The sequence below is a fragment of the Nocardioides sp. SYSU D00065 genome (assembly GCF_017916425.1).
Classification (GTDB): domain Bacteria; phylum Actinomycetota; class Actinomycetes; order Propionibacteriales; family Nocardioidaceae; genus Nocardioides.
In genome coordinates, this window is the sequence record NZ_JAFMSX010000001.1 from 1,468,892 (window position 1) to 1,485,703 (window position 16,812).

Annotated in this window: 17 protein-coding genes and 1 riboswitch; of the genes, 7 read left to right on the forward strand and 10 right to left on the reverse strand. The window is 69.3% G+C overall.

Annotation, left to right across the window (positions count from 1 at the left end; translation table 11 throughout):
- The first annotated feature begins 176 nt into the window (after positions 1–176).
- The 4 genes from J3P41_RS06990 to J3P41_RS07000 all read left to right on the forward strand — a co-directional run bounded on the left by J3P41_RS06990 (position 177) and on the right by J3P41_RS07000 (position 4,151).
- Positions 177–992 (forward strand): nitrite reductase, encoded by an 816-nt coding sequence (locus J3P41_RS06990; RefSeq protein WP_210649465.1) that lies wholly within the window; start codon positions 177–179, stop codon positions 990–992.
- Positions 993–1,090: 98 nt separating this feature from the next.
- Positions 1,091–1,168: riboswitch (cobalamin riboswitch) on the forward strand.
- A gap of 48 nt (positions 1,169–1,216) precedes the next feature.
- Positions 1,217–1,876, forward strand: a complete 660-nt coding sequence (locus J3P41_RS18580; protein ID WP_246861475.1) for a precorrin-8X methylmutase — start codon at positions 1,217–1,219, stop codon at positions 1,874–1,876.
- The gene (locus J3P41_RS06995) at positions 1,873–3,408 is read left to right on the forward strand and encodes a precorrin-2 C(20)-methyltransferase (RefSeq protein ID WP_307861861.1); all 1,536 of its coding nucleotides are present in this window, start codon (positions 1,873–1,875) and stop codon (positions 3,406–3,408) included. Before J3P41_RS18580 ends, J3P41_RS06995 begins: the two co-directional genes overlap by 4 nt.
- On the forward strand, positions 3,405–4,151 hold the full coding sequence (locus J3P41_RS07000) for a cobalt-precorrin-4/precorrin-4 C(11)-methyltransferase (protein ID WP_210649467.1): 747 nt from the start codon (positions 3,405–3,407) through the stop codon (positions 4,149–4,151). Before J3P41_RS06995 ends, J3P41_RS07000 begins: the two co-directional genes overlap by 4 nt.
- Positions 4,152–4,196: 45 nt before the next feature.
- Here J3P41_RS07000 and J3P41_RS07005 read toward each other — a convergent pair whose 3' ends face one another.
- From J3P41_RS07005 to J3P41_RS07020, 4 genes are all read right to left on the reverse strand, one after another.
- Complete coding sequence (locus J3P41_RS07005) at positions 4,197–5,258, reverse strand: hypothetical protein (protein ID WP_210649468.1); 1,062 nt, start codon at positions 5,256–5,258, stop codon at positions 4,197–4,199.
- A complete protein-coding gene (locus J3P41_RS07010; protein ID WP_210649469.1) occupies positions 5,258–5,680 on the reverse strand; it encodes a hypothetical protein in 423 nt (140 codons plus the stop codon). The genes J3P41_RS07005 and J3P41_RS07010 overlap by 1 nt, the downstream gene beginning before the upstream one ends.
- Positions 5,677–6,105 (reverse strand): protein phosphatase, encoded by a 429-nt coding sequence (locus tag J3P41_RS07015; RefSeq protein WP_210649470.1) that lies wholly within the window; start codon positions 6,103–6,105, stop codon positions 5,677–5,679. The genes J3P41_RS07010 and J3P41_RS07015 overlap by 4 nt, the downstream gene beginning before the upstream one ends.
- Positions 6,106–6,179: 74 nt before the next feature.
- Positions 6,180–6,455: a Fe-S cluster assembly protein HesB gene (locus tag J3P41_RS07020; protein WP_210649471.1), complete on the reverse strand. Its 276-nt coding sequence runs from the start codon at positions 6,453–6,455 to the stop codon at positions 6,180–6,182.
- Positions 6,456–6,645: 190 nt separating this feature from the next.
- On the opposite strand from J3P41_RS07020, the gene J3P41_RS07025 reads away from it, so the two are divergent.
- On the forward strand, positions 6,646–7,488 hold the full coding sequence (locus J3P41_RS07025; protein WP_210649472.1) for a DUF6461 domain-containing protein: 843 nt from the start codon (positions 6,646–6,648) through the stop codon (positions 7,486–7,488).
- Positions 7,489–7,503: 15 nt separating this feature from the next.
- On the opposite strand, the gene J3P41_RS07030 is transcribed toward J3P41_RS07025, so the two are convergent.
- The 4 genes from J3P41_RS07030 to J3P41_RS07045 form a co-directional block, all read right to left on the reverse strand.
- Positions 7,504–9,234 carry a helicase gene (locus tag J3P41_RS07030; protein WP_307861862.1) on the reverse strand — a complete coding sequence of 577 codons (1,731 nt, stop codon included), beginning with the start codon at positions 9,232–9,234 and terminating at the stop codon, positions 7,504–7,506.
- A gap of 47 nt (positions 9,235–9,281) precedes the next feature.
- The gene (locus J3P41_RS07035; RefSeq protein ID WP_246861476.1) at positions 9,282–9,488 is read right to left on the reverse strand and encodes a hypothetical protein; all 207 of its coding nucleotides are present in this window, start codon (positions 9,486–9,488) and stop codon (positions 9,282–9,284) included.
- A 148-nt stretch (positions 9,489–9,636) separates the two neighbouring features.
- Positions 9,637–9,954, reverse strand: a complete 318-nt coding sequence (locus tag J3P41_RS07040; protein WP_307861863.1) for an AzlD domain-containing protein — start codon at positions 9,952–9,954, stop codon at positions 9,637–9,639.
- Positions 9,951–10,634: an AzlC family ABC transporter permease gene (locus J3P41_RS07045; protein ID WP_210649473.1), complete on the reverse strand. Its 684-nt coding sequence runs from the start codon at positions 10,632–10,634 to the stop codon at positions 9,951–9,953. The genes J3P41_RS07040 and J3P41_RS07045 overlap by 4 nt, the downstream gene beginning before the upstream one ends.
- A 230-nt stretch (positions 10,635–10,864) precedes the next feature.
- Here J3P41_RS07045 and J3P41_RS07050 point away from each other — a divergent pair, with 230 nt between their 5' ends.
- The gene (locus J3P41_RS07050) at positions 10,865–11,521 is read left to right on the forward strand and encodes a hypothetical protein (RefSeq protein WP_210649474.1); all 657 of its coding nucleotides are present in this window, start codon (positions 10,865–10,867) and stop codon (positions 11,519–11,521) included.
- Positions 11,522–11,970: 449 nt separating this feature from the next.
- On the opposite strand, the gene J3P41_RS07055 is transcribed toward J3P41_RS07050, so the two are convergent.
- The gene (locus J3P41_RS07055) at positions 11,971–12,276 is read right to left on the reverse strand and encodes a hypothetical protein (protein WP_210649475.1); all 306 of its coding nucleotides are present in this window, start codon (positions 12,274–12,276) and stop codon (positions 11,971–11,973) included.
- A gap of 263 nt (positions 12,277–12,539) precedes the next feature.
- Here J3P41_RS07055 and J3P41_RS07060 point away from each other — a divergent pair, with 263 nt between their 5' ends.
- The gene (locus tag J3P41_RS07060; protein WP_210649476.1) at positions 12,540–14,222 is read left to right on the forward strand and encodes an AAA family ATPase; all 1,683 of its coding nucleotides are present in this window, start codon (positions 12,540–12,542) and stop codon (positions 14,220–14,222) included.
- 780 nt (positions 14,223–15,002) lie between these two features.
- On the opposite strand, the gene J3P41_RS07065 is transcribed toward J3P41_RS07060, so the two are convergent.
- A complete protein-coding gene (locus tag J3P41_RS07065) occupies positions 15,003–16,565 on the reverse strand; it encodes an ATP-binding protein (RefSeq protein ID WP_246861478.1) in 1,563 nt (520 codons plus the stop codon).
- Between the last annotated feature and the right edge of the window lie 247 nt (positions 16,566–16,812).

Below are 16,812 nucleotides of genomic sequence, written 5' to 3' on the forward strand. Positions count from 1 at the left end.
CGGGTTCCTGGGTCCCACGCGGAGTGGTGCCGCGAGCCTAGCGGCACGGGCCGGCCCTGATCCCCGGTGGTTGAGGTGCGAGCGCAGCGCGCCTCGAACCGCCGACACCGTGGAACATCCGAGCCACCACATGACTCGGAACCTCCACGATCCAGCGCCAGTGCCACACTCACCCCGTGACCCGCACCCGAGGCGACCTCTGCCCAGGCGTCTTCCGCCCGTGGCCCGCCGACGACGGCGCGCTGGTCCGGCTCCGCATCCCCGGCGGCCACGTCTCCCGTACGACGCTCGCCGCGCTCCTCGACGTCGCCGAGACCTACGGCGACGGGCATGTCCACCTCACCAAGCGGGCCAACCTCCAGCTGCGCGCCCTGCCCCTGGCGGACGGCGCCGTGCCACCCGAGGTCGTCGAGGCGATCCGCGCGACCGGCCTGCTCCCCCACCCCGACCACGAGCTCGTGCGCAACTTCCTCGTCTCGCCGCTGACCGGCCTGGTCGACGGACGCGCGGACCTGCGAGCGGTGACGGGCGAGCTCGACGACCGCATCTGCGCGACACCCTCCCTCGCCACGCTGCCGGGCCGCTTCCTCCTCGTCCTCGACGACGGCCGCGGCGATCTCGTCGACCGCTCCTGCGACCTCGGCCTCGTTGCCCTGTCCGCCGACGAGGTCCAGCTCCGCATCGGGTCCTCGCACTGGGGCCCGGTCGTCCCGATCACCGAGGCGGCCGCCCGCCTGACAGGACTCGCCCGTGCCTTCCAGCAGGTCCGCGACAGCGCCTGGCACGTCGACGAGCTCCCCGTCCCGCCCGCGTCCCGACCCGCCGACCCGCGCCTGCCTGCGGCGACCGACCCGCCGTCGTACGGCGACGTGGCGCCGGGCGTCACGCACCTCGAGGTTCCCGACGGGGTGCTCGACCGCGCGGCGCTGGACGCGCTGCCCGAGCGACTGGTCGTCACCCCGTGGAAGTCCCTCGTCGCAACCGCTGGCTGAGGAGCGACGAAGCCGCGTCGCGAAACCCCTGGCCCCGGTCGCCAGGCCCGTCCACGCGCCCGCGCCCCCCTGCCCTAGGCTGCCCGCGTCACGCGACGCAGGAACCCGGTGCGAGTCCGGGGCGGTTCCGCCACTGTCAGACCCTCCGGCGACATCGAGGGTCGAGCCAGACACTGCCCGCGCGATGTCCGCCGACCAGGGGCGAGAACCCCGAGGAGCAGCCGATGAGCCCGACCCTCCCCGCGCGCCCGACGCGCCGGTTCGACTACGTCGACGACGGTGCCGCGATCTACGACGAGTCGTTCGCGACGATCCGCCGCGAGGCGACCTTCCACCACCTGCCCGCCGACGCCGAGCGCGTCGCCGTACGCATGGTCCACGGCACCGGCCAGACCGACCTCACCCGCGACCTGGTCGTCCACCCGCGGCTCGTGGGCGCGGCTCGTACGGCGCTCGAGGCCGGCGCGCCGATCATCACCGACGCGCACATGGTCGCGAGCGGCGTCACCCGCGCCCGCCTCCCGCGCGACAACGAGGTGCTCTGCGCGCTGCGCGACCCGGCGGTGCCCGCCCTCGCGGCGAGCATGGGCACCACCCGCTCCGCCGCCGCGCTGTCCCTGCTCGCCGACCGTCTCGAGGGCTCCGTCGTGGCGGTCGGCAACGCCCCCACCGCGCTGTTCCACCTCCTCGAGATGCTGCTCGACGGGGCGCCGCGACCCGCCGCGATCATCGGCGTACCGGTCGGGTTCATCGGCGCCGCCGAGTCCAAGCAGGCGCTGGAGGACTGCGACCTCGACGTCCCCTACCTCACCGTCCGCGGCCGTCGCGGCGGCTCGGCGATGGCCGCCTCCGCCCTCAACGCGCTCGCTCAGGAGCGGGAGTGACCGGCGAGGTGAGCGGCCGGCTGTACGGCGTCGGGCTCGGCCCGGGCGACCCGGAGCTGATCACCCGCAAGGCCGCGCGCCTGATCGAGTCGGCTGACGTGATCGCCTTCCACGCCGGCGTCGGCAAGGCGTCCAACGCCCGCGCGATCGCCGCCGAGCTCATCCCGGCGACGGCGCTCGAGGAGGAGCTCCGCTACCCCGTCACCACCGGCACGACCGCCCACCCGGGCGGGTACGCCGGCGCGATGGCGGAGTTCTACGAGTCGTGCGCGGCGCGGCTGGCCGCCCACCTCGAGGCCGGCCGTACGGTCGTGGTGCTGGCCGAGGGCGACCCGCTGTTCTACGGCTCGTTCATGTACCTCCACGACCGGCTCGCCCACCGGTTCGAGACCGAGGTGGTCCCCGGCGTGCCTGCCTTCGCCGCGGCCACCGCTGTCCTCGCCTCGCCGCTCGTGCGCCAGACCGACGTCCTCACCGTGCTGCCCGGCACGCTGCCGGTCCCCGAGCTCGCGCGCCGCCTCGCCGACACCGACGGCGCGATCGTCATGAAGCTCGGCCGCCGCTTCCCCGGCGTCGTCGAGGCGCTGCGCCAGGCCGGTCGGCTCGAGCACGCGCTGTACGTCGAGCGCGCCTCGATGCCCGCCGAGCGCTGGATGCGGGTGGTCGACGTCGACCCCGCGACGGTTCCGTACTTCAGCCTGATCGTCGTCCCCGGCGACAGCCTCGCGGAGGACCCCCACGGCCGACGGGACGTCGTCGCGGGTCGAGCACCCCGCCCGGAGCGAGCGGGCGGGGCGGGACCTCACCCCCTCACGGTCGTCGGCCTCGGCCCCGGCCCGGACAGGTGGCTGACCCCCGAGGCGGCCGAGGCGCTGGGCCGCGTCGACCACGTCGTCGGCTACGCCCCCTACGTCAACCGCGTCCCCCAGCGCGAGGGCCTCACCCGCCACGCGTCCGGCAACACCGTCGAGGTCGACCGCGCCCGCCTCGCCTTGGACCTCGCCCGGCGCGGCGAGCGCGTGGCCGTCGTGTCCGGTGGGGACGCGGGGGTCTTCGGGATGGCCAGCGCCGTGTTCGAGGCAGCCGTCGACTACCCCGACGTACCCGTCGAGGTCGTCCCCGGCGTCAGCGCCGTCCAGGCCGTCGCGGCGAAGGCCGGCGCACCGGTCGGTGCGGACTTCGCGGTCGTCTCGCTGAGCGACCGCCTCAAGCCGTGGCCGGTGGTGCAGAAGCGCCTGCGCGCGATCGCGGAGGCCGACCTCGTCCTCGCGGTCTACAACCCGGCCTCCCGCAGCCGCACCACCCAGGTCGCCGACCTGCAGAAGCTGTTCCTGGAGCACCGCAGCCCGGACACGGTCGTCGTGGTCGGCCGCGACGTCGGTCGCGCCGAGGAGTCGCTGACGGTGACCACCCTCGCCCAGCTCGAGGCCGACACGATCGACATGAAGTGCCTGCTGATCGTCGGCGCCTCCTCGACCCGCGTGACCGCGGCCGGCCAGGTGTGGACGCCTCGCTTCGTGGAGGGCGGGTGACCGTCCACTTCGTCGGCGCCGGCCCGGGCGCGGCCGACCTGATCACGCTGCGCGCCGCGTCGCTGCTCGCAGCGGCCGACGTCGTGCTCTACCCGGGCACCTACCTCGACGCCGAGGTCCTCTCCCACTGCGCGGGAGCCCGCCAGGTCGACACCCAGCGCCTCGATCTCGACCAGATCACGTCCGTGATGGTCTCCGCTGCCGAGGCTGGCGAGGAGGTCGTCCGCCTCACCTCCGGCGACCCCTCCCTCTACTCCGCCCTCGCCGAGCAGACCGCCCGCCTCGACGCGGCCGGGGTCGAGTGGGACGTGTGCCCGGGCGTCCCGGCGTACGCCGCCGCTGCCGCCGCCGTCGGCCGCGAGCTCACCGTCCCGCTCGTCGCCCAGTCGGTGGTGCTGACCCGGACGCAGGCCCGCTCCACCGCGATGCCGGAGACGGAGTCACTGGCCGCCTTCGCCGCAACGCGCGCAACGCTCGTCCTCCACCTCGCGATCACGAAGACCCGCGAGCTGACTGCTTCGTTGGTGGACGAGTACGGCGCCGACTGCCCCGCCGTCGTGGTCCACCGCGCGACCCAGCCCGACGAGCTCGTCCTCCGCGGGACGCTCGCCGACATCGCGGACCAGGTCGAGGAAGCTGGTCTCAGGCAAGCGGCCGTCATCCTCGTCGGCTGGGCCCTCGCCCGCGACGGAGCCGAGTCCTGGCTCTACCAAGCCGACCGCCCCCGCCCCACCGCTGGTTGAGGAGGGCGCGAAGCGCCCGTCACGAAACCCCCGCCGACGACAACCTCAGCCGTTCGGCTCGATGCTGCTCTCGCGCGGCAACCCGAAGGGCCGGTCGGCCGGCAGGTTGACGCCCTCCTCCGTGCCCTCGATCAGCGTGCACTCGCCGCTCGGGACGGTGCAGGAGATCAGGGCGGGGTGCGTCCAGTCCGGCGACGACCCGTCCATCGACGGCGTCGTACCGATCACCGTCGTGGCGTCGGTCCAGCCACCGAGGCTCCACTCCTCCAGCGGCGGACCGGTCACGTCGGGCGAGCCGAGCGGGCCGGTCGCCTCCGGCACCGAGGTCGGGACCCGCTCGCCGTCGGCCGACTGCAGGACGGGCGCGGCACCGAACGCCTGCGCCGGGATCCGCCAGGTGCGCTCGTCGTTCCACAGCGGCGGCGTCCGGTGCACGGACGTCCACCAGTCGGCGCCGCGGATCGCCGGCCAGTCGAGCTCATCAAGCGTCGACTCGCCGGTCGCCAGGTCGAAGGTGACGAGCTGGTCGAGGCCACCGACGTACGCCGTACCGTCCACGACGCCGAGAATGCCCACCGGCGCGTCCTCGTAGAGGTCGGCCCAATCGACGTCGTCGTCATCGGAGGGCACGAGGCCCTCGCTGCTGCGCACGACCTCCTCGCCCGTGGACAGGTCGACCACGACCGCCTCGGCGGCCCCCGCGCCGTCCTCGAGGCGGTCGATGAAGGCCAGCCACCGTCCGTCGTCGGAGCTCATCAGGCTGCCGATGTCGGGGTGCGCGCCGGTCCCCTCGACCCCGTCGGCCGTCGCGAGCCGGAGCTCGGGCAGCTCGTTGCTGTCCAGCTCCCCGGGCTCGGTGGAGGTGAACCACACGCCGGGGCCGGCGACGACGTACGCCCCGGCCGGGTCCTCCGTGTCGATGGTCGAGCCGTCGGGCAGGTGGACCGTGCTGTCGTCCGCCCAGATCAGGCCGTCCGTCGCGACCGGCGTGGTGGTGCTGGGCCAGCCGGCGTCCGTACGCGCGGGCTCGTCGCCGGAGTCGCAGGCGGCGCTGGTCAGGGCGAGCACCCCGAGCAGGGCGGCGGCGAGGGCGCGGGTCCGAGGCATCACGACACGAATCGTTGCAGGAAGCCGAAGAGCCCGTCGCTGCGCGAGTCGGCCTCCTCGTAGTCGTTGGCCGCGGCGATCAGCCCGGACGCGGTGGTGTCAGAGGACAGGCGCGACTCCTCGATCCACGTGGCCGTCGTGTCGACGTACGAGTCCACGGTCGACACCAGCGCCCCGGCCCCCGGCGCGACGCCGAGGCTGGACGGCGGCAGGTTGAGCCGCGACACCCGCTGCTGCGCGCGGTCGAGCCCGCGCTCGGCCTCGGCGAACCACGAGCTCGCCGCCTGCAGGGTCGCGGGCACGACGTCGACCTGGCCGGACAGGCCGAGCTCGTCGTAGGGCGTCAGCGTCATGAAGGTCCCGCCCCAGAGGTCGTCGGGGTCCGGTCCACGAGCGAAGCGCCCGTCACGAGACCCGCTCACGTCGTCCCGAACCGCCGCACCCACCGCCGCTGCCACGGGGTCTCGACCGCGCGCGGGTGGTAGCGCTCGCGTACCCACGCGACCCCATCGGCGGCCGGTACGCCGTCGAGGACCGCGAGGCACGCGATCGCCGTACCAGTCCGGCCCCGTCCGCCGCCGCAGGCCAGCTCGACGCGCTCGTCCGCCGAGCGCTGCCACGACTCGCGCAGCGCGGCGTACGCATCGTCGCGGTCGGCCGGCAGCCGGAAGTCGGGCCACCGCACCCAGCGGGTCTCCCACTGCACCGGCTCGGGTGGCGCGCCGAGGAGGTAGATCCCGAGGTCGGGCTCGGGCCCGTCCGGGTTCCCCGACCGGAGTCCGCGACCGCGCACCCGCCGCCCTGACGGCAGCTCCACGACGCCCGGAGCCGGGTCCCAGGTCGGCATGCCCGTCAACCTAGCTCCGACGGGAACGGCAGGAGCCCCGGACCCAACGGCCCGGGGCTCCTCAATGCAGTACGTCAGGCCTGCTGACCCAGCGCGAACTGGATGTTGCCGTCCTCGTCCACGCCGCCGTCCAGCACCATGCCGTCGAGGGCATCAGCGGCGACCGGGTCGAGCCAGACGGTCGCACCGCCCTGCTCGACGACCTGGTCGCCGGCAACGGCCTCGTTGGCCGGACTGACTGACAGGGACTGCCCGTCCGGCTCGGCCGCGACGCGGATGCCGGACACCTCCGGCACCTCCTGCGCGAGCTGGTTGACGATCTGGGTCACGTTCTCGGTGAGAGCAAGCATTGGGCTCTCCTCCCGTATGGCGGATGTGTCCCCTCCACCATTGCGCGGACGCGCCGCAGACCCAAACCGAGGCGCCACCGAAGTTGAGTGAGGATCATTCGTCAGCCCGCAGCGGGATCGACGCCTTCCCGACCGACGACCCCTGCTGTTCCCGGGCGAGCGGCGACGACCTTGCGCAAGACTGGTGCCCATGCGTTCAGGGGGAAGGCGCGCCATTGCCACGTCGATCGTGGTCATGGTGCTCGGGCTTGCCGGGTGCGGCGATCAGCGGTCGTCGGACGTCGCGGTCGAGAGGGTGGACGGGCTCAACGGTCCGGACGACGACCTTTCCGGGGTTGTCGCGAACCCGCCTGGCGGACCGAGCCCGTACGTCACTCCCTCGGGCGCGCCGACGTACGAGCCGCCCGAGCTCGACCGCACCGAGCTGGACGCCAACATCGCCAGCCTCGCGCCTGCCGACCGGGCACTGTTCGATCACTACATCGATGCGCGCCTCGGCGCGGGGTCCTGGGTGATGGCCGCGCCGATGACGGTGGAGGAGGCCAAACTGCGCCTGCTCGGCCCCAACCCGCGGCAGGCGACCGACGCCGACGTGGACGCCATGATGAACGCCGAGCTCTCGGTGTACTCCTTCCTCCAGGTCGGCGACGGCGTGGTCGCCTACGAGGACACCGGCTTCGCCGACCCGCCGAAGCGACTCCTGGCGGCGCTGTCGCAGGGCGGGGCGGTGAGCGCCGTCGCCACCGACAACATCGAGGCGATGACCCGCTTCGGCTACGCCCGCGACGGTCAGATCGTCTTCGACGCCTTCGAGTACGCGTTCGTCGACGACATCAACGAGATCCCGGCGGAGGTCCGTGACCTCGCCCGGCTCGCCTGGGAGGACCTCGAAGGTCCGATGGTCGAGACCGCCGACTGGTCCGCCGTCGCGCTGGCCATGAGCGAGAAGGTGACCGGGGTCCGCGCGACACCGGCGGTCAGGAAGGTGAAGGAGTCGTACGTCGTCTCTCTGCCCTGGGCCGCCGGCGGGTAGCGCCGTACGACCGGGTCAGGCGCCGTCGTCGGTCAGGCTCGCGGCGGGCAACCAGTCGGCTCCGAGGATCTGGGCGAGGTCGGCGAGACCGGTGGTGTCGCTGCCCACGGTGTCGGAGGCGGCCGCGATCCGCTCGACCATCACCTTGCCCACCTGCTCCTCGACGGTGCCCTCGGCGTAGGCGATGTGCCACGGCGAGACCTGGTGGTCGCGGTGCGTGCGACCGGTCACCTGCCGCCCGGCGATGCCGGAGAAGCGGGCCTGGTGGAAGACCCCGACCCGCGGCTCGGTGCTCGCCTGACGGCCGTCGGCGAGGGTCTCGCCGGCGTGCAGGCTGATCGAGGCGACCGTGGTGAAGACGCACACCTTGGCCTGCCCGGTCTGGAACCGCAGGCGCTCGGTCTCCGGGTCGAACCGGTCGCGGCCGTAGATCGTGGCGACCTCGATGCCGGAGTCTCGCAAGCGGTCGGCGATCGGGTCCGCGGCGGTCGCGACGAACTCGACCGAGCACGCCACCTGCCGCTCCGCCTCGACCTGCTGGGCGATCCACGCGACCGTCGAGTCGACGCGGATGAGCCCGGCCTTCTGCCGGAACCGCAGGAGCGCGGCGCGCCCCTTGGCGACGTTGCGGCCGCGCCGGGCGATGTCCATCTCGCGGCAGAACTCGCCCCACTCCGCCTCGTACGCCGCCCGCTCCGCCGGCGACAGCGCCACCGACATCCCGGAGATCGGCACCGGCCCCCACGGCGCGGCGCGGTGCAGCATCGCCGGTGGCCGCTCCTCGGCGAGCCAGCCGCGTACGAGCTTGAGGTCCGCGGCGCGCCGCGCTGGATCGGTGGTCCAGGTCGCGCCGTAGCGTCCCCGCTCCACGCCGACGCCGTGGCGCTCGAGCGCGTCGGCGAACACCTCGCCGGGCTTCGTCGCGCTCGTCCACTCCCTCATCGGCTCGCCGAGGACCTGGGCGTAGGCCGGGGCGAGGTACGGCAGCTCGAGCGGCGTGTGCCCCGGCGTCGCGGTGGTGGCGATGACGAACGGCGCCTGGTCGTGCGGCTTGCCGTGCCCGGAGATCCGCGCCCACAGCTTCCACCGCTTCGTCGTCGTACGCCGCAGCGCGTGCGCCTCGTCGGCGATGATCACGTCCCAGGCGTGGTCCTTGACCTTCTCCAGCCGGTCCCACGTGATCACGACCCACTCCAGGCCGCCGTCGCCCAGCGCCGTGATCGTGCGGCACCAGTGGCCGATGGTGATCGCGGCGGGACGGTCGGCGACGACCAACACTCTCTTGGCGCCTCTGATGTCGCCGACGGCGGTCGCGCCGAGGACCGCAGAGATCGTCTTGCCCACCCCGGGCTCGTCGGCGAGCAGGAACAGCCGCCCGCCCGCCTCGGCGCGCGCGGCGATCGCGTCGGCCGCCTCGAACTGGATCCTCCTGGGCTCGAGCGCGTCCGTCGGCTCGGGGTTCGGGATGGGGTCGTCGGGGTTGAGGGTGTTCTCGATGAACCGCCCGAGGGTGTGGGGTCCCGGGGAGTACGGCTTGAGGTGCTCCGGCAGGGCTCGGCCGACGTGCAGGTGGGTCTTGACGGCCGGGTGCCAGCTCGCGCCGTCGACCTGGGTGCCGTACGGGACGTCGAGGACCCACAGCCGCTCGCCGGGGCCAGCGGTTGGTAGCGGGCGTTCCTGCTTCGTGCCGCCCCTGCGTCGGGGTGAGCTCTTGCGACGTGCGGTCGATCGTCGAGAGCTGGCCACCTCGGGACGCTATCCGGGTCTCGCTCCAGAACTGAGCAGCACACTCGTCAGTCCCGAGCGTCGCGGCGCTCTTGGAGGCGGGCACGAGCCTCGGGCAGGTACGTCAGGCAGGGAGCCTCGGCGTCGGGATGCTTGGACGTGAGGTGCAGGATCCACCGGTCCATCGCGGCCATGTAGCCGTTGTCCTCCCCGGGCGGCGGGTACTCCAGGCGCGGGTGCCGCTCCCCGGACGCGCGACCTCGCACTCCGTGCACGAGATCTTGTAGGCGAAGGAGTCGTCGGGGCTGAGGTCGATACGGACGACGGCCAGCGGCCCTGCCTCGGCGCTCGCCCTCCTCTGTCTGGCGGAACGGGTGGCAGGCACGGGGACCTCGGTTCGGGCTCGGGGACGGCTGAGCCAGCCTAGATCGCCCGCAGCCCGGCCGTGACGAGGACTGCCACAACGGCGGACAGCACCAGCGAGCAGCGGCGCCAGAGCATTACCGCGGCGACTCCGACGCCCACGGTGTGTGCACCCACCGACCACGAGCGTCCGCTGGCGAACACCGAGGTCACGACCAGCGCGCTGAGGAGGGCGGGCGCCATCAGCACGATGACCCGGGAGAACCATGGCGGCAGCTCCCGGCCGCCGAGGAGCACCGGGCCCAGCGCCTTGATCAGCATGGTGAGTGCGGCCAGGCCGAAGATGAGGACCCATACCTGGGTGTAGGTCAGCGTCACCTCGACCTCCGCACCAGTCCGAAGAGGGTCACGGCGCTCGCAGCCAGGATCGGCACTCCCGGAGGACTGACCGGCACCAGGGCGAGCGCGAGAAGGCCGCCGCAGACGGCCACCCAGCGCGAGGTTGGGTCCCGGAGCTCCGCGATCAGGAGCGACAGGAAGAACACGGGATAGATCGCGTCCAGGCCGAGCCTGTGCGTGTCACCGAGAGCGTCTCCGAAGATCGCGCCCACGACCGCGCCGAGCGTCCAGGTCACGTACTGCGGGACCGTCGTGCCGAACAGCAGCCACCGGTCGAAGGTGCCGTCCCCGCGATTGGCGAGTGCCCACGAGGAGTCCACGACGGCCTGCCCCTGCGCTGCGCGCTTCATCGGGCCGCCCGGCAACGACGGCGCCAGCGCGATGCCCATGGCCAAGAAGCGCGCGTTCATCAGGCTCCCCGCGGTCAAGGCCGCGGCGATGCCGCCCCCGGCGGTGATCACGGACAGCGCGGCGAACTGCGCCGAGCCAGCGAAGACGATCATCGCCGTGACGATGGCCTGCGCGACGCTGAAACCTGCCTGTCGAGCCAGGACACCGAATGAGGCGCTCAGGAAGAAGCCGACTACCCCGAACGGGACGCCCAGCTTGAGGCCGCGTAGGAACGCTTCCCGCGCTCCCTCGTCTCTCCCCGCTGCCACCGGCGCAGGCTAGCAACGCAGGTAGATCCCACCACCCGCGGACTCTCGTGTCTCACATCGCCCGCGGGTGCGACTCGCTGGGCGTCAAAGGCTCTCGATATCCCCGACACGCGGCGGAAAGACGCGCAAGCGTCGATGCAGAGGAGTGCGTTAGCCGACCCCCCGGCCGGAAGCAACGATTCGGAGACGCTCGTTGCGCCTGCCGCGGATTGGGTCCAGCCTCAGACCTCATGAAGGGGGACGTGAGATTCGTAGGCGTTCTGATTCTGCTTATCGCGATCTCAGGGTGCACCTCGAGCAGGACGTCGGACTCCGAGCGGATGCGAACGACGCCGTCGTCGTCCTCGAACCCGTCGGCGGTGCCCATGCCCACCGACGGACTTCCCCCTCTCCTTCCGGCTCTCAGGACGCGATGCCCCGACGCCGCCGTAGACCCGCAGTTCCCGGCGCCGGAAGGCAGGCTGCCAAACGGGGCCCTCCAAGTTCGCATCTGCAACTTCACCGGTGACAAGTTGATGGGCGTACAAGGGCACCCTGAACTCGACTTCGCTGTACCTGTTGACGCGTTGACCGCTGGGGTCGACCAGGTGGTGAACCTAATCAACTTTGCCGCCGAAGCTGCTGAGAAAGAGAGCAAGCCGGAGGGCGGCACCTTCTGCGCCGGCGTAGGAGCTCCCACTCAGGTTTTCTGGTTCACCTACCCGGAGACCGACTTCGCCGTCACGTACAACGCCGGCGCTTGCGACGACCTGGAGCTCGGCGAGACCGAATTCGCGGGAGGCAAGGGCGTCACAGCCAGACTCAGCGACTTGCTCTGGGAGCAGCGCTCCGACTCCCGGCCTCATGAGGTTCGAGTGCGTGCGAACTGCTCGCCGAACGTTCATTGACAAGACGCCGCTCATCTTGTCGCAGGACCTGGTGCTCGCCGATGCCGTCCTGTGTAAGTACCCGGTCGCGGGTGGGGTGCGTCAGGCACGCCTCCCGTCCGACGCGCTCGCTCGTGTGAACGCTGATTTCGCATCACAGACGGCTACAAGCAAGGGCAGTGCCATCGCACCCAAATGCTCCGCGGGGTGACTACCTGGGGGGACGTGTTCACCATGTGGGGATGGTGCTGGGACTTCGCCATCCAGAACACCGTCGGCAGCGGTAGCCCCCACTGGCAGGCGTCCCCGAAGGTGCGGGCAACCACCGGCGGCTTACGATTCGGTCCGGCTCGCAAGCAGGACACGAGCTACCCAGGCCGATAGCACTGCAACAGCAGCACTTAGCGGGGCGGAGCCGGACGTCCCCGACAAGCGGCGCAATACCCTACCTCATCTGGGCTTCCTACTGTTCAGGCCCCGCGCCGAAACACTGCCTGGACTTCGACATGCCACGGCACAGCACCGTCTTGCCACCCCGGGCCGGGTGCGCCACTGCGTTGATTCACCACGAGAGCGGCGAGGGAAGGTTCGCCGCGAGCGATGCAGTCGTCGGAAAGGTCGTCGAGCACGTGCCTCATCTCGTTCCGCAAGGCGACTCCGTCGATGCCGAGAGCCTTCCCAAGCTCGCCGTAGGTGACGATGGAGCGGCTCATCGCAGCCACGATGAGCGCAGCGCGGGCTTGGAGGACGATGGCTGTGCGGTCCTTCTTTGTCATGTGTGCACGATGCGTTACTTGTCGCCCTGTCGGGTCAGGTTCGCCCGCAGTCGCAGTTGCGAAAACAGGGACATCCAAGCGGCGGAATGGGCAAGGTCGGGAAACGCTAAGTTCGTCCAGCTAGCTCGTCGACGAGCCCACCCGGTGCCGAATGGCGACCCGCTACCTCCGAGCGACACGTCGTCATGGCAGCGACCGACGCTGGCACCTCACCGGCAGACTAAGAACGAAGTAGCAGAGCGATGACGGGGAGGTAGGCACAAGTGCGACCGTTCGACTCTCAGGAGAGTTGGCTACACGGCTACTCGCTGTCAGGCGTCGCGGGTATCGCGGCTGACGTGGAGGCGCGAGTCGGCCCGCTCGCGAAGATGAACTTCCTCGTCGGGCGGAACAACCACGGAAAGTCCACACTAATGCGGGCTGCATCGCAGTGGACGAGCACGAGATCCGGCGGGGCTCACACGGGCGTCCGTCGCACTTTGGTGCCGATCAAGCGCGATGCTCTCATCCAGATGTTGAGGTCGTGCAGCGTGAGAACCCAGGAGGAGCAGGCAAGCCGTCTGTCCTCGCTGCTCCCGCTGCAGGACGGGTGGCTTGGAGCGTGGGTACAGCGATCGAATGCAAGCAACACATCCGGGGTCGTCGAGCAGAACAATCTGACCCGGCACCTGAAGTCGGCGCTGAGTGTCGAGAACTACTCGGTCCAGCTCCATGGGGGCGTCGCTGCCCATGCTGCAGCCAACTTCGTCAACATTCCCGCCTTCCGCCAGATGAGACAGGCAGCCGGCGGGGGCGACCGCGCTGACCTCGCCAGCGGCGAGGGCTTGGTGGCCGAACTTAGCCGATGGCAGCACCCTCGAGGCCCTCATACGCCTGCGTACGCCGAAGCGAAGCAGCGATGGTCACGGCTTCAGGATTTCCTGCGCGACGTTCTGGAGGACCCGGATGCGGAGCTGGAGGTCGCCGAAGCAACCGACCTGCACGTCAGGTTGGCGCAAGCCGGCAGCATGCTTCACATCGATAGCCTCGGCGACGGGATCAAGCAGGTTGTCATGATCGCGGCCGCATGCATCTACTACGACGACCACCTTGTACTCCTCGAAGAGCCGGAAATTCACCTCCACGCTGGCCTTCAGCGCAAGCTCATGAGGTTCCTGTCAGACCACACCTCGAGCCAGTACATCATCGCCACCCACTCCGCCCACGTACTTGATCTACCGGGCGCGCGCATCTTTCACGTGACCCATGACGGAACCTCGAGCAGGGTGGCGCCTGCGGTGAGGGCATCGGACGTCCAGCAGGTGTGCGTGGACCTCGGCTACATGGCCTCGGACTTGCTCCAATCCAACTACACGATTTGGGTTGAAGGCCCGTCGGACAGGGTCTACTGGTCCAGGTGGTTGCAACTTGTCGACCCCCAACTGAAAGAGGGCGTCCACTTCACGATCATGAGCTACGGCGGCTACTTAATAGATAGCGTGCATCTGCGTGACGAGCCCGACCCAGCGACGGAGGACTTAGTCCAGTTGCTGAAGCTCGGGCGGCAGTGCGTTGTGATCGCCGATAGCGACAAGACGTCGGGAGAGGATCCTCTCCGACCAACCCTGGTTCGCCTGATGGACGAAGCGCTTCGCCCCGGTAGCGGACAGGTGATCGTCTGTGACTGGGTGCGCACGGTCGAGAACCTCGTTCCTCGGGAACTGTTTCGCCGAGCGGTGATAGCTAGGCACCCGGTTGCCGGGCCTCGGCTAAAGACATTCGAGATGTCCGGTCCTTTTGACGCGCCGTTCGAGGGGCTGACCAAGGGCAGTTACTCGAAGGTTGGAATCGCGAAGGAAGTTGCAAACTCACTCACCGCTGCAGACATGGATGATCAACTCGCGACGGTCGCGGGGGATTTAGCAGCCAAGATCCGTCTGGCCAACGGGCTACCGGAAGTCGCGTAATGCGCGGCGGAAAGACCCACATGTGGAGACCAAGGTCTGGGTGAGCGAAGAAGGCGGGCGATTGAGATCGCTCGGACGCGCTTCACGAGGCTCCGCCCACTGAACGCCGAATAGCCTGTGCATTATGGACGTATTGAAGCCATCGGCGCGGTTGGCGGTCCAATTGGCAGCGTCGGCGGCCTTGCGGGCCTGCTCGCCTACCGTGACCACCGGGGGAGCGGCGCAGGCGAGAGGCCACAGCTCACCTTCCCGCCTGAGCTACGCCCCCTGCTCATCGACCTCGTCGAAGCGCTGGGCCAGGTCGAAAGGTCGCCGCGGAGCCGAGAATGGATTGATCAGCACGTGGAGCCTCAGCGGGCGCGGCTCGAACCACTCATGGCGATCACCGGCGCCGCCGATGATCTACTGCGATCCAACGGAAGGCTCACTCTCTTGCACGCGACGCTGCGCGGGGTCCGTTCCTGCGCGATCGACGATGTTCTGGACAAGCCGCCGGCTAACATCGCAACGGACGCTGCAGAACAGCGCCGCCTCGCTACCGAGGGCATCGCTGCAGCCCGGGGCCTACTTCGTGACATGACTTGACCCGTCGATCGCGTCGCCTGCGGCCCGCTGCTCCGACACAACGATCATTCACATTGAACGCCATGCTTCTGCGTCATGGTCAGTCCGCGTGTTCAGACAGAACAGTTGCCCCTCGCGAAGGCGCGGCCGTGCTGGCACGCGGGTAAAGACGCTGCTTATAGGTCACGCGACCCCGGGCGCCGATCTCTGGGCAGCCTAAGAGGGTTGAGCTTCGAAAAAGGCGTCCAAATCAAGAATCGAACGCCGGATCGCTCTGAGGTCCTGCGTGGGGACGTCGACGAACTCGCCCTCGTTCTCCGCCGCAAGAAGTCCTTGTGGTTCATAGTTGGTTTGGATCAAGTCGACGTATGCGCCGTAGTCGATGCTGAAAACGTCGTAGCGCTCACCGGGTTGATCCTGTGCCGAGTACCCGCGTCGGACAAGATGGAGAACTCGAGCTTCAAAAAGCGCCATCAGAATTGGGCTGCGACTGTCCCGTCGGTTGACCAGGAAGGCTCTTGCGCGCTTTCCACGAATAACCGAATCGATGATCCAGTTGAGCAGTCGCCCTGCGTCGCTCTGTCCTGAGAGAGCGGCCTCCTTATCCTTAAGGAACCAAGCACGGGCGGCCGCGCGCACGTTGGGAACCGAAATTCGCTCGGCGACCGCCTTCAGAGCAGCCGCCGAAGCGATGTTCAGTGCATCGCGGGGAACTCCCTCCGCCGCTCGCACCAGTTCATCAAAAGCTCGACGATCCGTGAAGCCCAACCGGATGAGGTCTCGTTCGTTCAGTAATCCAGCGACTTGGTGCTGGGAATCATTACCGGAAGTCAAGTGTTTGAAGAACAGGCCTACGAAAAACTCGCGAGCGCGGTCGCTGCCCTGCTCGAACACCATGAAGTCGTCAAGGTCGAGGTTCGCGGCAATGTCGGCGCCAACTTCAGCACCAATCCGAGCACCGGTCGCGGTGTCTTGGATGCTGAAGCTGCTCTGCTGTTCAATCGCCGCGATCTTCACTGTGAAGATCTGAAGGGGAAGGACGCAGCGGACCAAGAACTCCGCTAGATAGGGCTGAACGTCGGGAGGAACACTGCTCCACTCGTCGAGAAGCAACCAGACGCGTCTCGCCTGCATCGAACCAGCCAGATCGCGGATGGCCTTAGCCATGTCTCCAAAATTGATGGCGACTCGCTCGTTGCCGGTGTGCGTGGTCTGCGTTTCACTCGACGTCGAGTTGCTCGCCTTCTTCCCGAAACGGCCTTCAATCGCCGGGCCCTGGCCGCTCAGTCGCCCATTTAACGCTCGGTTCCGATCGGTCTGGTGAACCTGTTGTTCGGTCTCAGCGATCGAGACTTCGCCGATGACCTGGACAGAGGTGACGGCGTCTTGGAATGCTTGCATCTTATCGAGGAACGCCCCGGTGAGGAGCGACTCGTCCTCAAACGCCAACTCGAGTAGTTGGTCGTAGAATTGCTGAAGCAGGTCCCGTAGGAGCCGGCCGGCGCGCTCAGCGAGATGGAGCCTCTGACCCATGAAGAGTCCATCGGGTGAGCCCACAGTGCGAAGGTCAAGGTAGACCGCAAGATCAGCGTCGTCCTTGACGACCCCTTCCAGGAAGCGAAGGGCGTGCGTCTTCCCAGTGCCGCGGCGACCGTAAATGATCTGGTGATCGACGGTTCGCATTGCGTCGGCGATGCCACTGTCGACGAAGGTCGCGCGCAGTTCGTTAGCGTGCCTGGACTCTGCGCGGCGCGGGATCGTCATCAGGGCGCGATTCATCTGAGACATTGCCACTCGACGAGACTACGGCCAAACAGTCGGCACTCGTCTAGTTGACCGCGAACATTCGCGTTCGCGTGTCGTGTAAGCACGTGGAGGGATGGCTTCGCTACGCGGCAAGGCTGGGCAGCCCGCTCTTCGTGGCCATAGCGCCGCATGCAGGGTTCTTGAGTAGCAAGAAAGTTGGGTGCGTCCGCCACCACCGTTCGCTTTGTAGCCCTTTCTGGGCGGTTTGCAGCGGGTCAAC

Excerpts from the sequence above, each read along its gene's own strand:
- J3P41_RS07005 (WP_210649468.1), bottom strand. The coding sequence starts at position 5,258 with ATGCCTCGGACCCGCGCCCTCGCCGCCGCCCTGCTCGGGGTGCTCGCC.
- J3P41_RS07015 (WP_210649470.1), bottom strand. The coding sequence starts at position 6,105 with ATGCCGACCTGGGACCCGGCTCCGGGCGTCGTGGAGCTGCCGTCAGGG.
- J3P41_RS07065 (WP_246861478.1), bottom strand. The coding sequence starts at position 16,565 with ATGAATCGCGCCCTGATGACGATCCCGCGCCGCGCAGAGTCCAGGCAC.
- J3P41_RS07055 (WP_210649475.1), bottom strand. The coding sequence starts at position 12,276 with ATGACAAAGAAGGACCGCACAGCCATCGTCCTCCAAGCCCGCGCTGCG.
- J3P41_RS07050 (WP_210649474.1), top strand. The coding sequence starts at position 10,865 with ATGAAGGGGGACGTGAGATTCGTAGGCGTTCTGATTCTGCTTATCGCG.
- J3P41_RS18580 (WP_246861475.1), top strand. The coding sequence starts at position 1,217 with ATGAGCCCGACCCTCCCCGCGCGCCCGACGCGCCGGTTCGACTACGTC.
- J3P41_RS07020 (WP_210649471.1), bottom strand. The coding sequence starts at position 6,455 with ATGCTTGCTCTCACCGAGAACGTGACCCAGATCGTCAACCAGCTCGCG.
- J3P41_RS07025 (WP_210649472.1), top strand. The coding sequence starts at position 6,646 with ATGCGTTCAGGGGGAAGGCGCGCCATTGCCACGTCGATCGTGGTCATG.